Below are 21,716 nucleotides of genomic sequence, written 5' to 3' on the forward strand. Positions count from 1 at the left end.
CGGATGTACCTTTTTCGCGAGCAAGCTCGCTCCTACAGAATCGGGGGTTACTTGGGATAACCGGCCCGCTTCATTTCACGCTCGGTGGTGGTCTGCGCGGCGCTCAAGGCTTGATCCACGGTTTGCTGACCGGTCAGCGCACCCGAGAAGAACTTGCCGACCTGGGTACCGATCGCCTGGAACTCAGGAATGGTCACCAGTTGGATACCGATATACGGCACCGGCTTGAGCGTCGGTTGGGTCGGGTCGGCGACTTTCAGCGATTCCAGGGTGACCTTGGCGAACGGCGCGGCCTGCATGTACGCGTCGCTGTAGGTCGACTTGCGCGTCCCTGGCGGGACGTTGGCGATGCCGTCGGTCTTGGCGACCAGGGCGCCGTATTCCTTGGAAGTCGCCCAACTGGTGAACAGCTTGGCGGCGTCCTTGGCTTTGGAGCTGGTCGGGATCGCCAGGCTCCAGGAGTACAGCCACGAGGTGCCTTTGTCGGTCTTCTCGTGGGGGGCGAAGGTGAAGCCGACGTGGTCTGCCACCTTGCTTTGGGTCTTGTCGGTGACGAACGAGCCGGCCACGCTGGCGTCGACCCAGATCGCGCACTTGCCGCTGTTGAACAGCGCGAGGTTTTCGTTGAAACCGTTGCTCGAAGCGCCCGGCGGGCCGGATTTCTTCATGTTGTCGACGTAGAAGTTCAGCGCGTCCTTCCATTCGGGGCCATTGAATTCAGGCTGCCATTTTTCGTCGAACCAGCGCGCGCCATAGCCGTTGGCCAGGGTGGTGATCAGCGCCATGTTTTCACCCCAACCGGCTTTGCCGCGCAGGCACAGGCCGTATTGTTCTTTGGTTTTGTCGGTGAGCTTTGCCGCGTATTCGCCGATCTGCGTCCAGGTCGGGTGCTCGGGCATGCTCAGCCCGGCGTCCTTGAACAGGTCGGTGCGGTAATAGGTGATCGAACTTTCGGCATAGAACGGTAGGGCGTACAGCGAACCCTTGACGGACAAACCGTCACGCACAGAAGGGAACACATCGTCGAGGTCGTAGGACGCCGGTAGGTCCTTCATCGGTTCCAGCCAGCCCTTGGCGCCCCAGAGTGCGGCTTCGTACATGCCGATGGTCAACACGTCGAACTGCCCGCCCTGGGTGGCGATGTCGGTGGTCAGGCGTTGGCGCAGGACGTTTTCTTCGAGCACCACCCAATTCAACTTGATGTCCGGGTGCTCGGCCTCGAAGGTCTTCGAGAGCTTTTGCATGCGGATCATGTCGCTGTTGTTGACGGTGGCAATGGTCAGGGTTTGCGCGCCAAGGCTGACGGCGCTGAGGGTCATGCATGCCGTCATGCAAGAACAGGCAAGCAGTGTTTTTGCTGTGAACTTCATCGCGCACTCCTTTTCTGCGCCCAGGGGCTGCAGAAGGACAGTTATTGTTGTTGTGTCTTCCCACGCGGAGCCAGGAAGAGTGTGCGTTGATTACAGCCCTCAAATGGGGGGTGTGACAAATCCTTGGGCGCACTGGGACTGATACTTTTTTGTACTCGCTCACCAAAAGCCGAATCGATTAAGCCAGGTTCTGTTCGGTGAGCCGCTGCACCGCCAGGCGCCGGTAGTGGGAAGGCGTCATGCCTTTAAGTTGCTGGAAGCGGCGATTGAAGTTGGAAATGTTGTTGAACCCCGACTCGAAGCACACATCGGTGACGGCCTTGTCGCCATCGGCCAGCAGTTCGCAGGATTTGCTGATGCGCAGGCGATTGACGAATTCGATAAACGTGCGCCCGGTGGCCTGCTTGAACACCCGCGAGAAATACGTCGGTTTCATCCCCAGGTAGTCGGCCACTTCCTCCAGTGACAACTCCCGTGCGTAATGCGCAAAGATGTAGTCCACCGCCCGGTTGGTGCGGTCGATGCTGTGTTCGTCGGCCAGTTGCGGCGTGGTCACGCCGGACAGCAGTTGGTAGTCCTCACACGCGCTCAACACGTCCAGCAGGATAAAGAAGTGCCCCAGGCGCGCCATGCCCTGGGCGTCCTCGATGCGTTGCATGAGTGTCATGGCCTGGGCGATGGTCTTCTTGCAGCGAAACTCGATGCCGGACTGCGCCCGCTCCAGTAGCGGCGCGAGGGTCTTGAGCTCAGTAAAAATGTGACTGCCGTTCTCAAGCAGCTCATCGGTGAAATTCACCAGCATGTCGCGCTTGGGCACTACTTCGTCTTCCTCGACCTGGCTGATCCAGTTGTGAGGCAGGTTGGGGCCGGTAAGGAACAGGCTTTCCGGGTAGAAGTTGCCGATGTAGTCGCCGATGAACACCTTGCCGGAACTGGCGACGATCAGGTGCAGCTCGTATTCCTTATGGAAATGCCAGCGCACCAACGGGCAAGGGAAACCGTGCTGGCGATAGATGATGGACAGACCGTTGTGATCGTCCATCAGCTCGTAGGAAGGGTCGGTGATTCGCGTTGCTCGGGTCATGCTGCCGTCGCTTTATTGTGGTTGCGCTCCGCAATAATGCCCCCTTGTGTGCTGTCGCTGCCAGCGGCAAGTTGGTTGGAGCATCCCTGAAGGCCGTTTTGGGTTATCGGCGACTTAATATATTTCACTGGCCTGTGCTATTAACAAAAGCGTTTACGAGCAGGCGTCGTGCTAATCGAGAGGGCATGGTCGCTAGGAGCAAAGAAGCGTTTTATCTGAAACAGAACACGAACAAGGAGTTGGTTATGATTCGTGATGCACTGCCCAAGGACGCGAAGAGCATTGCTGATGTTCATGTCAGTAGCTGGCAACACGCTTATGCGAATCTGATGCCGGCTGATTTTTTGGCCTCGCTGACTGCGACATTGCCAAAAAGGGAGGCTTATTGGGCTCAGGCAATCGAAAGCAAAGACTCTGACGTTTTAGTTTCAGAGGTGGATGGAAACGTTGTCGGTTGGATTTCAGTGGGCCGTTGCCGTGATGAAGACAAGCCCGCAGCGGAGTCGGGAGAGGTCATGGCTATCTATATTTTGGCAGCGTATTGGGGTAAAGGAATCGGTGCCAAATTGTGGGAGTCAGGTTTAAACCGTTTGTTTGATCAAGGTTATAAAAATATTACCTTATGGGTTTTATCTGCAAACGAAAGAGCTGTTCGCTTTTATCAGGGGCTCGGCGGAAGAGAAGAGCCTGGCAGCCGTCGCACGCTGGTCCGTGGTGGCGTGTCGCTGGATGAGGTGAGGTATGTTTGGGGACGTTAAGGTTTAGGGCTGCCCCGAGTGACGTGCCGCGCAGCGGCGGCACGTCGAAGTTACGATATTCACGCTTCCCGATGCGCTAAAGGTTACGGTTTTTTGCCTCGATCCACTGCGACATGTATTGCGTACTTTTGTGGGCATGGTGGCGCAGCATGCTACCGGTGAAATTATTTCGGCGGTGGGCGGCGAGGTCGTTGCGGCACTGCTCCAGGCATTCCACCAACGCGGGGCCGTGGATGTTTTGGTCATACCGGCGGGCCAGGAGTTGGCGCCCGTGCTCCTGGGCCTGGGTCCAGCGTTCGCGGTCTTGGTAAAGGCTCACGGCGGCATCGGCCAACGCCATGGCGCTGTGGGCGATTGCCCCCGGCCACGGTTGCTCGTCGCCCATGGCTTCGGCGCCGACCGGTGTGGTGATATTCGGCGTGCCGCAGAGCATGGCATCCACCAGCTTGCCCTTGATCCCCGCACCGAAGCGCAACGGCGCCAGGCAGATGCGCGCCGCTGTCATCACTTGCAGGGCATCCTCGGCCCAGTTCATCACATGAAACCCCTGGGCCGCGTTGTGTAGGGCCGTCGCCTTGGGCGGGGTGTAGGCACCATAGATATGCAACTGGGCGCCTGGCAGTTGCTGGCGGATCAACGGCCAGACACTGTTCTTCATCCAGAGCACGGCATCCCAGTTCGGCGCGTGACGGAAGTTGCCGATGCTGAGGAAGTGCGCGCGCTCGTCAAAGGGGGCGAATGCTTCGGTTGGCGGCTCGAGCATCAATGGGCACCAGTGGAGCAGGGCGGCGGGCACCTTGAAGTGCTCGGTGAGCAGGCGGATTTCCACGTCGGAGATCATCAGGCTGATGTCGCAGCGATAGATGGCCGCGATCTCGCGCTTGGCCAGGTCGGTGTCGGCCATGCGCTGGAACTCGTCTTCCAGGCCCGGTGCGAACAAGGCGCTGAAGTCATCGTTGCCCGGTTGCGCCTTGAGGTCGTCCTTGAGCCGCTGCTGGCGTGCGTCGCGCAGGCTTTGCAGGTCGGAGGTTTCCAGCACCCGCAAGGCCGCGGGGCAGTGCTTCTCGACGCGCCAGCCGAACTGTTCTTCCATCATGAAGCGGTCGAACAGCACGATGTCCGGGGCCAGTTCGCGGATAAAGTCGTCGAAACTGCTGTTATTGAGTTCGATGGCGCACTCGGTGATACCGAGTGCCGGCAGGTCGGCTTTGTGCTCGCCGATGGTCGCCGGGCTGCTGAAGGTAATATCCCATCCTTGTGTAAGAAAAGTTTCGAGAATCTGCATCATATGCCCGCCGGCGGCCGAGGAGCGCGGTTCCGGCCAGACATAACCAATGACCAGGACTTTGGTGGCGGGCTGATTCATCAACAACAGATTCCTTGAGCGGGGACGAAAACCGCGCAATTAAACCACAACCGCCCGCGTGCCCGGCGAGACATGACAATTTGTGTCTGGCGGTAGGTCGCCACGGCACTTTGTGGTTAACTTCCGCCTCTCGAATTCGTTTAACCAAACCCAGCATAAGGATTCCGTTCATGGCTCAAGTCACCCTTCGTGGTAACCCCGTCCAAGTTGAAGGCGAACTGCCGCAAACCGGCTCCAAAGCGCCAGACTTCACCCTGACCGCCGGCGATCTGTCGGACGTGACCCTGGCCACCTTTGCCGGCAAGCGTAAAGTGTTGAACATCTTCCCAAGCGTCGACACCCCGACCTGTGCCACGTCGGTACGCACGTTCAACGCCCAGGCCGACAAAGTGGCCAACACCGTGGTGCTGTGCATCTCCTCCGACCTGCCGTTTGCCCAGAAGCGTTTTTGCGGCACCGAAGGCCTGGACAACGTGCAGAGCCTGTCGGACTTCCGCAACGCTGATTTCGCCGTTGACTACGGCGTTTCGATTGCTGACGGCCCGCTCCGGGCTCTGACCGCCCGTGCCGTCGTTGTGCTGGATGAAAACGACAATGTGCTGCACAGCGAACTGGTCCCTGAAATCGGCCAAGAGCCAAACTACGAAGCAGCCCTGGCTGTTTTGAAGTAACTGTTTCTGCGCATTACTGTCGTTATGCAGTAACACTGCGCGGTACATAATTGCGGCCTGGCCTAGTCCAGGCCGTTTTTATTTGCTGGTCAGATGTTTAGCGAAATAGCCGGTGGACTAAGCTCAAAAGTTAAAAGTTGTAAGCCCAAGGTAAATAGCCGGTAAAGGCGCTTTTCTTAACGCGCCCCAGTGCTTATCTTTCAGCCTCCCAAAGAAGAAGCCCTCGCGCCCAATGGTTGATCACTCCATGCAATCCTCCCCCCGCAACTCCCGTCGCTGGCTGTTCGGCCTGCTCGTGCTGCTGGTTATCGCCGGCCTGTGCTGGAAATTCTGGCCCACCGGCGCGCCCCATCCAGAAGCGCCAGCCGGCCGCACCGGTAAAACGGGCATGGCGCGCCCTGGTTTCGGCGGCTCCACCGGCCCGGTGCCGGTGCGCGTGGCGCCGGCGGTGCTGGGGGAGTTCCCGGTGTACTACAAGGCACTGGGGACGGTCACCGCGCTCAACACTATTAATGTACGCAGTCGGGTGGGCGGCGAGTTGGTGAAGATCGCCTTTGAAGAAGGGCAGATGGTCAAGGCCGGCGACTTGCTGGCGGAAATCGACCCGCGCAGTTACCAGAACGCCTTGCTCCAGGCCCAGGGCACGCTGATGCAGAACCAGGCCCAATTGAAAAACGCCCAGGTCGATGTCGAGCGTTATCGCGGCTTGTATGCCCAGGACAGTATCGCCAAGCAAACCCTGGACACCGCCGAAGCGCTGGTCCTGCAATACCAGGGCACGGTCAAGACCAACCAGGGCGCGGTCGACGACGCCAAGCTCAACCTCGAATTCACCAAGATCCGCGCGCCGATCACCGGGCGCGTCGGCCTGCGTCAGCTCGACGTCGGTAACCTGGTGGCCGCCAACGACACCACGGCGCTGGCGGTGATCACTCAGACCCAGCCGATCAGCGTGGCCTTCACTCTGCCGGAGAACAGCCTGGAAACCGTGCTCGCCCGTTACCACGCCGGCAACAAGCTGCCGGTGGAAGCCTGGGACCGCGGCGACGCCAAGCGCCAAGCCACCGGCGTGCTGCAGAGCCTGGATAACCAGATCGACGTCACCACCGGCACCTTGAAGTTCAAGGCGCGCTTCGATAACAAAGACCAGGCGCTGTTCCCCAATCAGTTCGTCAACGTGCATCTGCTCGCCGACACCCTGCACAACGTCGTACTGGCACCGTCCGCCGCCATCCAGTTCGGCAACGCCGGCACCTTTGTCTACAAGCTCGACGGCGACAAGAAGGTCAAGGTCCAGCCCCTGGTGGTCGGCGATAGCGACGGCGACAATACCGTGATCAAGCAAGGCCTGGTCGCCGGCGATCGCGTGGTGCTGGAAGGCACCGACCGCCTGAAGGACGGCAGTGAAGTCGAAGTGGTCAACGACAGCAGTCAAGTCCCGACCACGCCGACCGAGCACCTGCAAGGCAAGCCCGCGGCCAAAGGGGAGACCGGCGCTGACGCCGGCAAGGCGCAAAAGGTCGCTTCATGAACCTGTCGCGGCTGTTTATCCTTCGCCCGGTCGCTACCACGCTGAGCATGCTGGCGATTGTCCTGGCAGGGATCATCTCGTACCGCTTGTTGCCGGTCTCGGCCTTGCCCCAGGTGGACTACCCGACCATCCGGGTGATGACCCTGTACCCTGGCGCCAGCCCGGATGTGATGACCAGCGCAGTCACCGCGCCCCTGGAGCGCCAGTTCGGGCAAATGCCCGGCTTGACCCAGATGGCCTCCACCAGCTCCGGCGGGGCCTCAGTGCTGACCCTGCGCTTCAACCTCGATATCAATATGGATGTCGCCGAGCAACAGGTGCAGGCCGCGATCAACGCCGCGACCAACCTGCTGCCCAAGGACTTGCCGGCGCCGCCGGTGTACAACAAGGTCAACCCGGCGGATACCCCGGTGCTGACCTTGGCGATTACCTCCAAGACCATGCTGCTGCCCAAGCTCAATGACCTGGTCGACACACGCATGGCGCAAAAGATCGCGCAGATCAGCGGCGTCGGCATGGTCAGCATTGCCGGTGGCCAGCGCCAGGCCGTGCGTATCAAGGTCAACCCCGAGGCCCTGGCGGCCAACGGCTTGAACCTGTCGGATGTACGCACGCTGATTACCGCGTCCAACGTCAACCAGCCCAAGGGCAACTTCGACGGGCCGACCCGCGTGTCGATGCTCGACGCCAACGACCAACTGGTGTCGCCGCAGCAATACGCCGAACTGATCCTGGCCTACAAAAATGGCGCGCCGCTGCGTCTGAAGGACGTCGCGCAGATCGTCGACGGCGCCGAAAACGAACGCCTCGCCGCCTGGGCCAACGAAAACCAGGCCGTGCTGCTGAATATCCAGCGCCAGCCCGGTGCCAACGTGATCGAGGTAGTCGACCGTATCAAGGCCCTGCTGCCGAGCATCACCGATAACCTGCCGGCCGGCCTGGATGTGACGGTGCTGACCGACCGTACCCAGACCATCCGCGCCTCGGTCACCGACGTGCAGCACGAATTGCTGATCGCGATTGCCCTGGTGGTGATGGTGACCTTCCTGTTCCTGCGCCGCGTCAGCGCGACGATCATCCCGTCGATCGCTGTGCCACTGTCACTGGTGGGCACCTTTGGCGTGATGTACCTGGCGGGTTTCTCGATCAACAACCTGACGCTGATGGCCCTGACCATCGCCACTGGCTTCGTGGTCGACGATGCGATCGTGATGCTGGAGAACATCTCGCGTTATATCGAGGAAGGTGAAACCCCGCTGGCCGCCGCGCTCAAGGGCGCCAAACAGATCGGCTTCACCCTGATTTCCCTGACCCTGTCGCTGATCGCCGTATTGATTCCGTTGCTGTTCATGGGCGATGTGGTCGGGCGGCTGTTCCGCGAGTTCGCCATCACCCTGGCGGTGGCGATCCTGATTTCCCTGGTGGTGTCCCTGACCCTGACGCCGATGATGTGCGCGCGCCTGCTCAAGCGTGAGCCCGAGGAAGCAGAACAGAGCCGTTTCTACAAGGCCAGCGGCGCCTGGATCGATTGGTTGATCGCGGCCTACGGGCGCAAGTTGCAGTGGGTGCTCAAGCACCAGCCGCTGACGTTGCTGGTGGCCATCGCCACCCTGGGCCTCACCGTGGTGCTGTACCTGGTGGTGCCCAAGGGCTTTTTCCCGGTGCAGGACACCGGGGTGATCCAGGGCATTTCCGAAGCGCCGCAGTCGATTTCCTTCGCGGCCATGAGCCAGCGCCAGCAGGAGTTGGCGAAGATCATCCTGGCCGACCCGGCGGTGGAAAGCCTGTCGTCCTACATCGGTGTGGATGGCGACAACGCCACCCTCAACAGCGGTCGCTTGCTGATCAACCTCAAGGCCCATGGGCAGCGGAACTTGAGCGCGGCCCAGGTGATCACCCGCCTGCAGCCGGAAATCGACAAACTGGTGGGCATCCGCCTGTACATGCAGCCGGTGCAGGACCTGACCATCGAAGACCGCGTCAGCCGCACCCAGTACCAGTTCAGCATGTCGTCACCCGATGCCGAACTGCTGGCGTTGTGGAGTGAAAAGCTGGTCCATGCCTTGAGCCAGTTGCCGCAGCTCACCGACGTCGCCAGCGACCTGCAGGACAAGGGCCTGCAGGTGTACCTGGTGATCGACCGCGATGCGGCCTCGCGCCTGGGCGTCAACGTGTCGACCATCACCGATGCGCTGTACGACGCCTTCGGTCAGCGGCAGATTTCCACCATCTACACCCAGGCCAGCCAATACCGCGTGGTGTTGCAGGCCCAGTCGGGCGAGACCCTGGGGCCGGATGCGCTAAACCAGATCCACGTCAAGACCACCGACGGCGGCCAGGTGCGGCTGTCGAGCCTGGCCCATGTGGAACAGCGCCAGGCGCAGTTGGCGATTGCGCATATCGGCCAGTTCCCGGCGGTGATGATGTCGTTCAACCTGGCCCCTGGCGTCGCACTGGGCAAGGGCGTGGAGTTGATCAACCAGACCCAGAAAGATATCGGCATGCCGGTCGGCGTGCAGACCCAGTTCCAGGGCGCGGCCCAGGCGTTCGAAGCCTCGCTGTCGAGCACCTTGCTGCTGATCCTGGCGGCGGTGGTCACCATGTACATCGTGCTCGGCGTGCTCTACGAGAGCTACATCCACCCGGTCACCATCCTCTCGACCCTGCCTTCGGCGGCGGTGGGGGCGTTGCTGGCGTTGCTGCTCAGCGGCAATGACCTGGGCATGATCGCGATCATCGGCATCATTTTGCTGATCGGTATCGTCAAGAAGAACGCGATCATGATGATCGACTTCGCCCTCGACGCCGAACGCAACCAGGGCCTTGACCCGCAGACCGCGATCTATCAGGCGGCGCTGTTGCGCTTCCGGCCGATCCTGATGACCACCCTGGCCGCGCTGTTCGGCGCGGTGCCGTTGATGCTGGCCACCGGTTCCGGTGCGGAGCTGCGTCAACCCCTGGGCCTGGTGATGGTCGGCGGTTTGCTGGTGAGCCAGGTATTGACCCTGTTCACCACGCCGGTGATCTACCTGTACTTCGATCGCCTGGGGCGGCGCTGGCGCAAAGAGCCGCAACGCCTGGAGCCGGTTGAGTCATGAACCTGTCCGGACCTTTCATTCGCCGCCCGGTCGCGACCATGCTGTTGAGCCTGGCGATCATGTTGCTGGGCGGTGTCAGCTTCAATCTGCTGCCGGTGTCGCCGCTGCCGCAGATCGACTTCCCGGTGATCGTGGTGTCGGCCAGCCTGCCCGGCGCCAGCCCCGAGGTGATGGCGTCCACCGTGGCCACGCCGCTGGAGCGCTCGTTCGGCGCGATTGCCGGTATTACCACCATGAGCAGTTCGTCGAGCCAGGGTTCGACGCGGGTGATCCTGGCGTTCGATTCCAACCGTGATATCAACGGCGCGGCGCGCGAAGTGCAGGCGGCGATCAACGCTTCGCGCAACCTGCTGCCCAGCGGTATGCGCAGCATGCCGACCTACAAGAAGATCAACCCGTCGCAGGCGCCGATCATGGTGCTGTCGCTGACCTCGGACGTATTGCAGAAGGGCCAGCTGTACGACCTGGCGTCGACCATCCTGTCGCAAAGCCTGTCCCAGGTGCCGGGCGTGGGTGAAGTGCAGATCGGCGGCAGTTCCCTGCCGGCGGTGCGGATCGAACTCGAACCCAAGGCCCTCGACCAGTACGGCGTGGCCCTCGACGATGTGCGTAACACCATCGCCAACGCCAACCAGCGTCGGCCCAAGGGTTCCCTGGAAGACGCCGAGCGCAACTGGCAGATCCAGGCCAACGACCAGCTGGAAAAAGCCAAGGACTATGAACCGCTGCTGATCCGCTACCAGAACGGCGCGGCCCTGCGCCTGGGCGATGTGGCGAAGATCAGCGACGGTGTGGAAGACCGCTACAACAGCGGCTTCTTCAACAACGATTCGGCGGTGCTGCTGGTGATCAACCGCCAGTCCGGTGCCAACATCATCGAGACCGTCCGGCAGATCAAGGCGCAGTTGCCGGCATTGCAGGCGGTGCTGCCGTCCAGCGTCAAGCTGAGCCTGGCGATGGATCGCTCGCCGGTGATCACCGCCACCCTGCACGAGGCCGAGATGACCTTGCTGATTGCCGTAGGGCTGGTGATCCTGGTGGTCTACCTGTTCCTCGGTAACTTCCGTGCGTCGCTGATTCCAACCCTGGCGGTGCCGGTGTCGCTGGTCGGCACCTTCGCGGTGATGTATCTGTTCGGTTTCTCGCTGAACAACTTCTCGCTGATGGCGCTGATCCTCGCCACCGGCCTGGTGGTGGACGATGCCATCGTGGTGCTGGAGAACATTTCCCGGCATATCGACGAGGGCGTGCCGCCGATGAAGGCGGCGTACCTGGGCGCCAAGGAAGTCGGCTTTACCTTGCTGTCGATGAACGTGTCGCTGGTGGCGGTGTTCCTGTCCATCCTGTTCATGGGCGGAATCGTCACCAGCCTGTTCCGTGAGTTTTCCATCACCTTGTCGGCGGCGATCATCGTGTCGCTGGTGGTCTCGCTGACCCTCACGCCGATGCTCTGCGCGCGTTGGCTCAAGCCTCATATCAAAGGCCAACTGACCGGTTTGCAGCGTTGGAGCCAGAAGGTCAACGACCGCATGGTCTCGGCCTACGCCACCAGCCTGGACTGGGTGCTGCGCCATCGGCGCCTGACCTTGCTCAGCCTGCTGATCACGGTGGGGGTGAATATCGCGCTGTATGTGGTGGTGCCGAAAACCTTCATGCCCCAGCAGGACACCGGGCAATTGATCGGCTTTGTGCGCGGCGACGATGGGCTGTCGTTCAGCGTGATGCAGCCGAAGATGGAGATTTTCCGCAAGGCCGTGTTGCAAGACCCGGCGGTGCTCAGCGTGGCCGGTTTCATCGGCGGCAACAGCGGCACCAACAACGCGGTGATGCTGGTTCGACTCAAACCCATCAGCGAGCGCAAGGTCTCCGCCCAGGCGGTGATCGAGCGTCTGCGCAAGAACGTGCCCCTGGTGCCGGGCGGGCGGCTGTTCCTGATGGCTGACCAGGACCTGCAATTCGGTGGCGGGCGTGACCAGACCAGTGCGCAGTATTCCTACATCCTGCAAAGCGGTGATCTGTCTGCACTGCGCCTGTGGTACCCGAAGGTCGTGGCCGCACTGCGTGCGTTACCCGAACTCACCGCCATCGACGCCCGCGAAGGCCGGGGCGCGGCCCAGGTGACGCTGGTCGTCGACCGCGACCAGGCCAAGCGCCTGGGTATCGACATGAACATGGTCACCGCGGTGCTGAACAACGCCTACAGCCAGCGGCAGATCTCCACGATCTATGACAGCCTCAACCAGTATCAGGTGGTGATGGAGGTCAACCCGAAATACGCCCAGGACCCGATCACCCTGAACCAGATGCAGGTGATCACCTCCACGGGCGCGCGGGTGCCGTTGTCGACCATTGCCCATTATGAGAACAGCCTGGCGGACGACCGGGTCAGTCACGAAGGCCAGTTCGCCTCGGAAAACATCGCCTTCGACATAGCGCCCGGCGTGACGGTGGAGCAGGGCACTGCGGCCATCGAGCGGGCGATTGCCAAGGTGGGCTTGCCGGAGGACGTCATCGCCAAGATGGCCGGCACCGCCGATGCCTTCGCGGCGACCCAGAAGGGCCAGCCGTTCATGATCCTCGGCGCGCTGGTGGCGGTGTACCTGGTGTTGGGTATTCTGTATGAAAGTTATATCCACCCGCTGACGATCCTCTCGACCTTGCCGTCGGCCGGCGTCGGAGCCTTGCTCTCCATTTACCTGCTGGGCGGTGAGTTCAGCCTGATCTCCTTGCTCGGCTTGTTCCTGTTGATCGGGGTGGTGAAGAAAAACGCGATCCTGATGATCGACCTGGCGCTGCAACTGGAGCGCAATGATGGCCTGAGCCCGCTGGATTCGATTCGCAGCGCCTGCCTGTTGCGTCTGCGGCCGATCCTGATGACCACGCTGGCGGCGATCCTCGGTGCCTTGCCGTTGTTGCTCGGCAGGGCCGAAGGCGCGGAAATGCGCCAGCCCCTGGGCCTGACCATTATCGGCGGGCTGGTCTTCAGCCAGATCCTGACCCTTTACACCACCCCGGTGGTTTACCTTTATCTCGACCGCGCGCGCCATCGTTTCAACGCTTGGCGCGGCGTGCGTACCGATGCTGCCCTGGACACTGCGCTATGACCGATTCAATTTTCGCCACATTGGCCATGCCCCGTGGTTCCCGCGTCGCCAGCCTGGTGCTCTGCGGGGTGTTGCTCAGCGCTTGCGCCGTCGGCCCCGACTACACGCGCCCGGAGGTCATCGAGCCGGCGCAGTTCAAGCAAGCCCAGGGCTGGCGCCAGGCTACGCCGAGCGATGCGCTGGCCCGTGGTGCCTGGTGGGAGCTGTACGGCGACCGTCAACTCAATGACCTCGTGGTCCGGCTGAACAACGCCAACCAGACCGTCGCCCAGGCCGAAGCGCGCTTCCGCCAGGCCCAGGCGCTGGTGCGCAGTTCCCGTGGGGCGTTTTACCCGACGGTGGACCTGAGCGTCGGGAAAACCCGCGCCAGCCAGGGCACCGGCAGCAGCAACGCCAGCCTCAGCAGTTCCAGCAGCGGCATCCGCGACACCCTCAACGCGCAGTTGGGCGTGAGCTGGGAAGCCGATGTCTGGGGCAAGTTGCGCCGGGGCCTGGAAGCCAAAGAGGCCAGCGCCGAAGCCAGCTCGGCGGACCTGGCCGCGATGCGCTTGAGCCAGCAGTCGGAGTTGGTGCAAAGCTACCTGCAACTGCGCGTCATGGATGAGCAAACCCGGTTGCTGCAAGCCACGCTGGACACCTACCAGCGCTCCCTGCAGATGACCGAAAACCAATACCGCGCCGGCGTCTCCGGCAAGGAAGCCGTGGCCCAGGCGCAAACCCAGCTCAAGTCCACCCAGGCCAGCCTGATCGACCTGATCTGGCAGCGTGCCCAGCTGGAAAACGCCATCGCCGTGTTGATCGGCGAGGCACCGGCCAACTTCAACCTGGCTGTGAGCAAGGACATTCCGGCCTTGCCGCAGATTCCGGTGAGCCTGCCGTCGCAATTGCTCGAACGGCGCCCGGACATCGCCTCGGCCGAACGCTCGGTGATCGCCGCCAACGCCAATATCGGCGTGGCCAAGGCCGCCTATTACCCGGACCTGAGCCTGAGCCTGGCTGGCGGTTATTCCAGCAGCACCTATTCAGACTGGATCAGCCTGCCGAACCGCTTCTGGTCGGTCGGGCCGAAACTGGCGATGACCCTGTTCGACGGCGGCCAGCGCTCGGCGGAAGTCGACCGCACCGTGGCCAGTTACGATGAAACCGTGGCCAAGTACCGCCAGACCGTGCTGGATGGTTTCCGCGAAGTGGAAAACTATATGGTCCAGCTCAAGGTGCTGGAAGACGAAGCCGTGGTCAGCAACGAAGCCCTGGAGGCCGCTCGCGAATCGCTGCGCCTGACCCAGAACCAATACAAAGCGGGGCTGATCGCTTACCTGGATGTGGTCACCGTGCAGGCAACGGCGCTGAGTAACGAACGCACCGTGCTGACCTTGCTGCAGACGCGATTGGTGGCCAGTGTGCAACTGATCGCCGCGTTGGGCGGTGGTTGGGATGGGCAGACTCAAGTGGCGGAAAAGGAGTGAAGTCCGGGCCTTTTTGAATGGGCAGATTGACCTCAAAATGCCGGTGCTGGTCCTATTATAATTAATCGCCTGTTCAATAATTATTCTCGCTACAATCCGCGGCTTTGCCACCCGGGGCGGGTGTTTACAACCCGTCGCTCTCGAGAAGTTCCATGCTCATCGGTAGTTATTCTCCCTCTCTGGTCGTGATCTCCCTGTTCGTCGCGGTGCTTGCTTCCTACACCGCGCTCGACCTCTCCGGTCGCATCGCCACGGCCAAGGGTCGCGCCATCTACTTGTGGATGCTGGGCGGGGCATTGGCCATGGGCGTGGGCGTGTGGTCCATGCACTTTATCGGCATGTTGGCGCTCAGGCTGCCGTTCGCCCTGGGTTTTGACCTGGACATTACCGCGTTGTCGCTGTTGATCGCGGTGTTGTCCTGCGGCTTTGCCTTGTGGCTGGTCAGCCAGCAGCGCCTGCCTATGTGGCAACTGGGGTTTGGCGCGCTGATCATGGGCGCCGGCATCAGCAGCATGCATTACACCGGCATGGCCGCGATGCGGATGCTGCCGGGCATCGATTACGACCCCGCGTTGTTTGGCGCCTCGTTGCTGATCGCGGTGGCGGCGTCTGGCGCGGCACTGTGGATCGCCTTCAATCTGCGGCGCAACACGCCTTATGTGCGTCTGGCGCGCGGTGGCGCCGCCGTGGTGATGGGCGTGGCCATCGTCGGCATGCACTACACCGGCATGGCGGCGGCGCGTTTTGCCGACGACAGTTTCTGCGGCGCCGCGCTGACCGGCTTGAGCGGCAAGGGCCTGGATAACCTGGTGTTGGTCACCAGCCTGGCCGTGCTGGTTATCGCGCTGCTCACGTCGTTGCTCGACGCGCGCCTGGAGGCGCGTACCGCGGTGCTGGCCGACTCGCTGACGTTGGCCAATCAGGAACTGACCCACCTGGCCCTGCACGACACCCTGACCGGCCTGCCCAATCGCACCCTGCTCGCCGACCGGATTCAGCAAGCCATGCAGGCGGTGAAAGAGCAGGGCGGTTGCCTGGCCCTGATGTTTATCGACCTGGACGGCTTCAAGCCGGTCAACGATGCCTTCGGCCATCACATGGGCGACCAGTTGTTGCGCGAAGTCAGCCAGCGCCTGCGTGAAGATCTGCGCAGCCAGGACACCCTGGCGCGTATCGGCGGTGATGAGTTTGTGCTGCTGGTGCAACTGACGCAGCCCAATGATGCCCTGGGCCTTGCCGAACGCCAGGTGGTGCTGATCAATCGCGCGTTCCAGGTGGCCGAACACGTGCTGAAAATTTCAGCCAGCGTGGGTATCGCGATGTTCCCGGGCAACGGCAGTACGCCCCAGGAACTGCTGATGAACGCCGACGCCGCGATGTACCACGCCAAGGGCATGGGCAAGAATGGCTACAGCTTCTTCGATGTGTCGATGAACTCTAACGCGCGCAAGCAACTGCAGTTGTTGCAGGACTTGCGCAACGCAGTCGAGCAGCAGCAGTTCCGCTTGTACTACCAGCCCAAGTTCGACGCCGTCAGCGGTGCCCCGATAGGCGCCGAAGCCTTGCTGCGCTGGGAGCATCCGCAAGAGGGCTTGTTGCTGCCGGCGGCCTTTATCGAGCTGGCGGAAAAGACCGGGCTGATCATTCCGATTGGCGAGTGGGTGCTTGACGAAGCCTGCCGTCAGATGCGCGTGTGGTACGCCCAGGGTTATGAAGACTGGCGAATCGCGGTGAACCTGTCGGCGTTGCAGTTTTGCCACGCCGGCCTGGTCAAGAGTGTCGCCACCGCGTTGGATCGCCACCAGTTGCCGGCCAACAGCCTGACGCTGGAGATTACCGAAACCACCGCCATGAGCGATGCCGATGCGAGCATGACGGTGTTGCAGCAGCTGTCGGAAATGGGGGTCGATCTGTCCATTGATGACTTCGGCACCGGCTATTCCAGCCTGATGTACCTCAAGCGCCTGCCGGCCAACGAACTGAAGATCGACCGTGGCTTTGTGCGAGACCTGGAACACGACGGCGACGACGCCGCCATTGTCTCGGCCATCGTCGCCCTGGGCCAGGCCCTTGGGCTGCGGATTGTCGCCGAAGGGGTGGAAACCGATGTCCAGCAGAGCTTCCTCACCCGCCTGGGGTGCAACGCGTTGCAGGGCTATTTGCTCGGGCATCCGTTACCGGCGGATGGCTTCATGGCCGACATCCTGCGGGCACAAGCAACGCTGGCGCCTGACAAGCAGCGTGCTTGACGGGTATTCTTGGGGCCAACTCTAAACATTTGGTTGATTCAGGAGAGCGTAGGCATGGACAAAGTCCTCATCATCACCGGGGGCGGTCGTGGGATTGGCGCCGCGACGGCATTGCTGGCGGCTCGCCAGGGCTATCGCATTTGCATCAACTTCCAGTCGGACGAAGAGGCCGCTCATCGCGTGCTCGACCAGGTCCGCGCGCTGGGTGCCCAGGCCATTGCGGTGCGCGCCGATGTGAGCATCGAGGATGAGGTGATCGCGCTGTTCCATCGTGTTGACAACGAGTTGGGGCGGGTGACGGCACTGGTCAACAATGCCGGCACTGTGGGGCATAAATCCCGTGTCGATGAAATGTCCGAGTTCCGCATTCTGAAGATCATGAAGACCAACGTGCTCGGTCCGATTCTGTGCGCCAAGCACGCGGTGCTGCGTATGTCGCCCCGGCATGGTGGGCAGGGCGGCAGCATCGTCAATGTGTCGTCGGTGGCGGCGCGCCTCGGTTCGCCGGGTGAATATGTCGACTACGCCGCCTCCAAGGGCGCGCTGGACAGCTTTACCATCGGGCTGTCGAAGGAAGTGGCGGGCGAGGGCATTCGTGTCAACGCGGTGCGCCCCGGCTATATCTACACCGACTTCCATGCCCTGAGCGGTGATCCGGACCGGGTCAGCAAGCTGGAGTCCGGGATTCCCATGGCCCGTGGCGGCCGGCCGGATGAGGTGGCGGAGGCGATTGTCTGGTTGTTGTCGGACAAGGCGTCCTATGCCACCGGGACGTTCGTCGACCTGGGCGGCGGGCGTTAAGCCCCCCTCCGGCCATCAAGACGGCAGATGGCGCAGCACTTCATAGCCGTTAAGCGAGAACGCCTTGAGCCGGCTGGCTTCGGAGTTATCCAGGGTGCTGTAGCCGTCGTTGAAGAACCCATCGATACGCCCGTTGCGGGCATGGCTGCCATTCAAGGTGCGGTCGTCAAGGTTGTCGAGAAACTGCAGCACTTTTTCCAGGTTGTAAGCCGCGTCAGCACGCGCATCCGGGTCTGCGTTGGATGGGGTCCAGTCACCGACCTGCTGCTTAAGATCATCAGCGATCGCGTAACTGTCGCGGCCTTGCAGGAAGTGCGTCATGACCGGGCTCTGGTCGATGATCTGCTGTGCCGAGCGCAGGTCGCCGGCCGGTCGGTCCAGCGGAGCGTACATCTCGCGAACCTGCTTTTGTTCGACGGCACGCATGTAGTTGGGCGGGATGGGCAGGGGGGCAGGCCTTGGGGGGACAGAAACGCTCATAGGAAACCTCTGGTTCGAACCAGGAATAGTGAGTGTCCTGTGTGGTACGTGCGTCGATCTGGTTCCGCGTCAAAACGAGCGCACAATGCGTCCCAACGTCTCCATCGCTTTTTCCGATGCTTCCGACCACGGGCTGCCGTAGTTCAAGCGGATACAGTTCCTGAAACGCTGGGTTGCCGAAAAAATCGGCCCCGGCGCGATACTGATACCTTGCGCCAAGGCCATCTGGAATAACTTCAATGAATCCGTCTGCTCCGGCAATTCCAGCCAGAGGAAATACCCGCCGGCCGGCTGGCTGACCCGCGTCTGCGCCGGAAAATACCGGGCGATGGCCGCAAGCATGGCGCTTTGCTGTTCTTCCAGGGCGTAGCGCAATTTGCGCAAGTGCCGGTCATAGCCGCCATGTTGCAGGTAGTCGGCAATCGCCGCCTGGGCGGGCATCGACGGGCACAACGAGGTCATCAGCTTCAAACGCTCGACCTTCTGCGCATAGCGCCCGGCCGCCACCCAGCCAATGCGATAACCCGGTGCGAGGCTCTTGGCGAAGGAGCCGCAGTGCATCACCAGGCCCTCGGTGTCGAAGGCCTTGGCGGGTTTCGGTGCCTGTTGTCCGTAGTACAACTCTGCGTAGACGTCGTCCTCGATCAACGGCACCTGATGGCGGCGCAGCAGCTCCACCAATTCCTGTTTCTTCGCTTCCGGCAGCGTGGCGCCCATGGGGTTCTGGAAACTGGTCATGGTCCAACAGGCTTTGATCGGGTAGCGCTCCAGGCTTTGCGCCAGGGCGTTGAGGTCGATGCCGTCACGCGGATGCACGGGGATTTCCACCGCTTTGAGTTTCAGGCGTTCGAGCACTTGCAGGCAGGCATAAAACGCCGGTGCTTCAATGGCCACCAGATCGCCCGGCTCGGTGACGGCCTGCAGGCACAAGTTCAGGGCTTCGAGGGCGCCGTTGGTGATCAGCAGCTCTTCCATCGGCAACATCAGGCCGCCGACCATATAACGCAGGGCAATCTGCCGGCGCAGTTGCGGGTTGCCCGGCGACATGTCGGTGACCACCAGGCGCGGGTCCATCTCACGGGCGGCGCTGGCCAGGGAGCGAGCCAGGCGGGGCAGCGGGAACAGCATCGGGCTGGGGAAGGCCGAGCCGAACGGCACGGTATTCGGGTCTTTGATGGACTCGAGCACCGAGAACACCAATTCGCTCACATCGACTTCGGTGGATTCATGCACGTGCTCACTCACCACCGGTTCGGAGAACGGGCTGGGCGCATGGGTGTTGACGAAGTAGCCGGAACGCGGTCGTGCCCGGATCAGGCCGCGGCGTTCCAGCAGGTAGTACGCCTGGAACACCGTGGACGGGCTGACGCCGTAGGTCTGGCTGGCATAGCGCACCGAAGGCACTCGCTGGCCAGGGCCGAGCACGCCGGAGCGGATCAGTTCTGCGATGTCGTCGGCGAATTTTTCGTAGCGTTTCATGGTAGCCAAATTAATCTTCTCAAGATGTACGCAGGGCGAAATGTGGCCGCCGGCTGAGCGGCTGCCACATTTGATCTCTTATGCCGGCCAACCCTCAGCGGTTCAACGGTGCCACGAAACGGCTGTCGGCAGCGCTGTAGACCCATGGTTCGTCGACGTCGGTGACCTTGAAGCGCAGGATCTGCGAACTGCTCGCCGGCTTGTCCGCCAGCAACGCCACCGACACCGGCACGTCGCTGATTTCCCCCGGGGCCAGGCTGATCTGGGTCTTGCCTTGCAGCTGGAAGCCCTCGCCATCCACCAGTTCCAGGCGGTAGTCCTGGGGTTGCTGGGTCTTGTTGATGACCTTGAGGCTGTAGATGTTTTCGATCAGGCCCTGGCTGTTTTCGCGGAACATGCCGCGGTCCTTGGTCACGTCCAGCGACACCATCGGCCGCTGCACCAGTGCCACGACCAACGCCGCGATCATCACCAGCAGCACCGCACTGTAGCCGATCAGACGTGGTCTGAGCAGGTGGGTCTTGCCGCCTTGCAGTTGATGTTCGCTGGTGTAGCTCACCAGGCCGCGGGCGTAACCCATTTTGTCCATGATCGAGTCGCAGGCGTCGATGCACGCCGCGCAGCCGATGCATTCCATTTGCAGGCCGTCGCGGATATCGATGCCGGTGGGGCACACTTGCACGCACAATTGGCAATCGATGCAGTCGCCGAGGCCGACGTCCGCCGGTTTGGCTTCACGCTTGCGCGGGCCGCGGTGTTCGCCACGGGCCGCATCGTAGGAGATGGTCAGCGTGTCTTTGTCGAACATCACGCTCTGGAACCGCGCATACGGGCACATGTGCATGCATACCGCTTCGCGCAGCCAGCCGGCGTTGAGGTAAGTGGCGGCGGTGAAAAACACCACCCAGAACAGGCTCACGCCGCCCATCTGCCAGGTCAGCAGTTCGCTGGCCAGCGGGCGAATGGGTGTGAAGTAACCGACAAAGGTCAACCCGGTCAGCACGCTGATACTCAGCCACAGCGTATGTTTGGCCGAGCGCCGTGCCAGTTTGTTCAGGCTCCAGGGTGCCGCTTGCAGCTTGATACGCTGGTTGCGCTCGCCTTCGGTGACTTTTTCGCACCACATGAACAGCCAGGTGAACGAGCTTTGCGGGCAGGTGTAGCCGCACCACACCCGGCCGGCGAACACGGTGATCGCAAACAGGCCGAAGGCGCAGATGATCAACAGCGCCGACAGCAGGATGAAGTCCTGCGGCCAGAACGTGGCGCCGAATATGTGGAACTTGCTTTCGGCCAGGTCCCACAGTACGGCCTGGCGACCGCCCCAGTTCAGCCACACCGTGCCGAAAAACGCCAGGAACAGAAAGCCTGCACCGGCCACGCGCAAGGTGCGGTACAGGCCGGTGAAGCTACGGGTATGGATCTGGTTATCGCTGGATTTGGCCGTCACCTTCTTCGGGTGCGCAGGCTCGTGGATTTCCACGGTTCGGACGGGGATCATTTCGCTCATGGTCGTTTGCTCATCAGCCTCCATCAGGCCGGTGAACTATGCTCGTCGTGCTGTTTGCATAACAGACTCAGGTGTGGCGATAAAAAGCGGATCAGATGCGCTGCAAAGGCCCTGCTGCGACAATGTGCTGCACCCCGTGGCGCCTGGGGCGCAGCTCGATTCAGCGTGTGCTGATACAGATCAATCAAATCACCGAATCACTGTCGCTGGCCTTCAGGTGTTTGCGCCCATCCTGGGCGCCGGCGACGGTCAGCGCGTCGGCCTCGACCTCGGTGATGTAGATCCGGTCGTCGTTCAGCGCCACAAAAGACATGGATTTTTCGCTGTCGGTACTGACGGTGACCTGGGACGCCGGCAGGCTTTGTTCCTGGCCGTTGTCATCGACCGTGAAGTAGCAGATCTGGTTTTCGATACGTACAGGCATGGTGAACTCCTTGTCATCGTCTGGTGATGGTGAGGGGATAGCATTGGGCTGAGGGTTCCTCCACCCGCACGGGCGGGTCTTGCGGCGGTTCCTCCTCAGGCGGCGCAGCCGGTTCGGTGGGCGGCAGGGTCGGCTTGTCGATATTCGGATCGGGCGTTTGCGCGGGAATCGGGATATTCATCGGTGTGGCCTCCTTTGTGCTTTGCTCTATCGGTGGACAGCCGCCCGGGGGAATTGATTCCCCCCCGTCGATGGCGGCACATCCACCTGAACTTTTCACCCGGCCCCGGGCTCGGACCTTATGTGGTCCTGCTCAGGGAGAGCG

16 protein-coding genes are annotated in these 21,716 nt (G+C 61.8%); 8 read left to right on the plus strand and 8 right to left on the minus strand.

Annotated elements, in window-relative coordinates; genetic code table 11:
- Positions 1-47: 47 nt before the first annotated feature.
- Positions 48-1,370: an ABC transporter substrate-binding protein gene (locus tag JN756_RS14010; RefSeq protein WP_046383192.1), complete on the minus strand. Its 1,323-nt coding sequence runs from the start codon at positions 1,368-1,370 to the stop codon at positions 48-50.
- A gap of 178 nt (positions 1,371-1,548) precedes the next feature.
- On the minus strand, positions 1,549-2,454 hold the full coding sequence (locus JN756_RS14015; protein WP_017848432.1) for an AraC family transcriptional regulator: 906 nt from the start codon (positions 2,452-2,454) through the stop codon (positions 1,549-1,551).
- Between the two features lie 245 nt (positions 2,455-2,699).
- Here JN756_RS14015 and JN756_RS14020 point away from each other — a divergent pair, with 245 nt between their 5' ends.
- Positions 2,700-3,212 (plus strand): GNAT family N-acetyltransferase, encoded by a 513-nt coding sequence (locus JN756_RS14020; protein ID WP_026140209.1) that lies wholly within the window; start codon positions 2,700-2,702, stop codon positions 3,210-3,212.
- Positions 3,213-3,288: 76 nt separating this feature from the next.
- On the opposite strand, the gene JN756_RS14025 is transcribed toward JN756_RS14020, so the two are convergent.
- Positions 3,289-4,578: a glycosyltransferase gene (locus JN756_RS14025; protein WP_201022183.1), complete on the minus strand. Its 1,290-nt coding sequence runs from the start codon at positions 4,576-4,578 to the stop codon at positions 3,289-3,291.
- Between the two features lie 170 nt (positions 4,579-4,748).
- Between JN756_RS14025 and tpx the strand changes: the two genes are divergently transcribed.
- The 7 genes from tpx (at position 4,749) to JN756_RS14060 (ending at position 17,498) form a co-directional block, all read left to right on the plus strand.
- Positions 4,749-5,249, plus strand: a complete 501-nt coding sequence (tpx, locus tag JN756_RS14030; protein ID WP_017848435.1) for a thiol peroxidase — start codon at positions 4,749-4,751, stop codon at positions 5,247-5,249.
- A 232-nt stretch (positions 5,250-5,481) separates the two neighbouring features.
- Positions 5,482-6,780, plus strand: a complete 1,299-nt coding sequence (locus JN756_RS14035) for an MdtA/MuxA family multidrug efflux RND transporter periplasmic adaptor subunit (RefSeq protein ID WP_169882006.1) — start codon at positions 5,482-5,484, stop codon at positions 6,778-6,780.
- A complete protein-coding gene (locus tag JN756_RS14040) occupies positions 6,777-9,878 on the plus strand; it encodes an MdtB/MuxB family multidrug efflux RND transporter permease subunit (RefSeq protein WP_046483653.1) in 3,102 nt (1,033 codons plus the stop codon). Before JN756_RS14035 ends, JN756_RS14040 begins: the two co-directional genes overlap by 4 nt.
- Positions 9,875-12,982 (plus strand): efflux RND transporter permease subunit, encoded by a 3,108-nt coding sequence (locus JN756_RS14045; protein WP_102618159.1) that lies wholly within the window; start codon positions 9,875-9,877, stop codon positions 12,980-12,982. Before JN756_RS14040 ends, JN756_RS14045 begins: the two co-directional genes overlap by 4 nt.
- Positions 12,979-14,448, plus strand: coding sequence for an efflux transporter outer membrane subunit (locus JN756_RS14050; protein ID WP_017848439.1), 1,470 nt, complete (start codon positions 12,979-12,981; stop codon positions 14,446-14,448). The genes JN756_RS14045 and JN756_RS14050 overlap by 4 nt, the downstream gene beginning before the upstream one ends.
- 152 nt (positions 14,449-14,600) lie before the next feature.
- Entirely contained in the window at positions 14,601-16,697 is a 2,097-nt protein-coding gene (locus JN756_RS14055; RefSeq protein WP_126589037.1) for a putative bifunctional diguanylate cyclase/phosphodiesterase, read from the plus strand.
- Positions 16,698-16,751: 54 nt separating this feature from the next.
- Positions 16,752-17,498 (plus strand): SDR family oxidoreductase, encoded by a 747-nt coding sequence (locus tag JN756_RS14060; RefSeq protein WP_046383198.1) that lies wholly within the window; start codon positions 16,752-16,754, stop codon positions 17,496-17,498.
- A gap of 15 nt (positions 17,499-17,513) precedes the next feature.
- Here the strand turns inward: JN756_RS14060 and JN756_RS14065 are convergent, their stop codons facing one another.
- From JN756_RS14065 to JN756_RS14085, 5 genes are all read right to left on the minus strand, one after another.
- Positions 17,514-17,978, minus strand: coding sequence for a hypothetical protein (locus JN756_RS14065; protein ID WP_236255110.1), 465 nt, complete (start codon positions 17,976-17,978; stop codon positions 17,514-17,516).
- 69 nt (positions 17,979-18,047) lie between these two features.
- Complete coding sequence (gene mapR, locus JN756_RS14070) at positions 18,048-19,457, minus strand: GntR family transcriptional regulator MpaR (RefSeq protein WP_017848443.1); 1,410 nt, start codon at positions 19,455-19,457, stop codon at positions 18,048-18,050.
- Between the two features lie 94 nt (positions 19,458-19,551).
- Complete coding sequence (ccoG, locus tag JN756_RS14075; RefSeq protein WP_046383199.1) at positions 19,552-20,967, minus strand: cytochrome c oxidase accessory protein CcoG; 1,416 nt, start codon at positions 20,965-20,967, stop codon at positions 19,552-19,554.
- A 184-nt stretch (positions 20,968-21,151) separates the two neighbouring features.
- A complete protein-coding gene (locus JN756_RS14080) occupies positions 21,152-21,391 on the minus strand; it encodes a DUF3203 family protein (protein ID WP_017848445.1) in 240 nt (79 codons plus the stop codon).
- A 13-nt stretch (positions 21,392-21,404) separates the two neighbouring features.
- The gene (locus JN756_RS14085) at positions 21,405-21,572 is read right to left on the minus strand and encodes a hypothetical protein (protein ID WP_164887046.1); all 168 of its coding nucleotides are present in this window, start codon (positions 21,570-21,572) and stop codon (positions 21,405-21,407) included.
- Between the last annotated feature and the right edge of the window lie 144 nt (positions 21,573-21,716).

The organism is Pseudomonas sp. Y39-6 (genome assembly GCF_023651955.1).
GTDB classification, from domain to species: domain Bacteria; phylum Pseudomonadota; class Gammaproteobacteria; order Pseudomonadales; family Pseudomonadaceae; genus Aquipseudomonas; species Aquipseudomonas veronii.

Coding starts and splice junctions, on each gene's coding strand:
- JN756_RS14065 (WP_236255110.1), bottom strand. CDS start 17,978: ATGAGCGTTTCTGTCCCCCCAAGGCCTGCCCCCCTGCCCATCCCGCCC.
- JN756_RS14015 (WP_017848432.1), bottom strand. CDS start 2,454: ATGACCCGAGCAACGCGAATCACCGACCCTTCCTACGAGCTGATGGAC.
- JN756_RS14050 (WP_017848439.1), top strand. CDS start 12,979: ATGACCGATTCAATTTTCGCCACATTGGCCATGCCCCGTGGTTCCCGC.
- JN756_RS14055 (WP_126589037.1), top strand. CDS start 14,601: ATGCTCATCGGTAGTTATTCTCCCTCTCTGGTCGTGATCTCCCTGTTC.
- JN756_RS14080 (WP_017848445.1), bottom strand. CDS start 21,391: ATGCCTGTACGTATCGAAAACCAGATCTGCTACTTCACGGTCGATGAC.
- JN756_RS14045 (WP_102618159.1), top strand. CDS start 9,875: ATGAACCTGTCCGGACCTTTCATTCGCCGCCCGGTCGCGACCATGCTG.
- JN756_RS14060 (WP_046383198.1), top strand. CDS start 16,752: ATGGACAAAGTCCTCATCATCACCGGGGGCGGTCGTGGGATTGGCGCC.
- mapR (WP_017848443.1), bottom strand. CDS start 19,457: ATGAAACGCTACGAAAAATTCGCCGACGACATCGCAGAACTGATCCGC.
- JN756_RS14025 (WP_201022183.1), bottom strand. CDS start 4,578: ATGAATCAGCCCGCCACCAAAGTCCTGGTCATTGGTTATGTCTGGCCG.
- ccoG (WP_046383199.1), bottom strand. CDS start 20,967: ATGAGCGAAATGATCCCCGTCCGAACCGTGGAAATCCACGAGCCTGCG.
- tpx (WP_017848435.1), top strand. CDS start 4,749: ATGGCTCAAGTCACCCTTCGTGGTAACCCCGTCCAAGTTGAAGGCGAA.
- JN756_RS14010 (WP_046383192.1), bottom strand. CDS start 1,370: ATGAAGTTCACAGCAAAAACACTGCTTGCCTGTTCTTGCATGACGGCA.
- JN756_RS14020 (WP_026140209.1), top strand. CDS start 2,700: ATGATTCGTGATGCACTGCCCAAGGACGCGAAGAGCATTGCTGATGTT.
- JN756_RS14035 (WP_169882006.1), top strand. CDS start 5,482: ATGGTTGATCACTCCATGCAATCCTCCCCCCGCAACTCCCGTCGCTGG.
- JN756_RS14040 (WP_046483653.1), top strand. CDS start 6,777: ATGAACCTGTCGCGGCTGTTTATCCTTCGCCCGGTCGCTACCACGCTG.
- JN756_RS14085 (WP_164887046.1), bottom strand. CDS start 21,572: ATGAATATCCCGATTCCCGCGCAAACGCCCGATCCGAATATCGACAAG.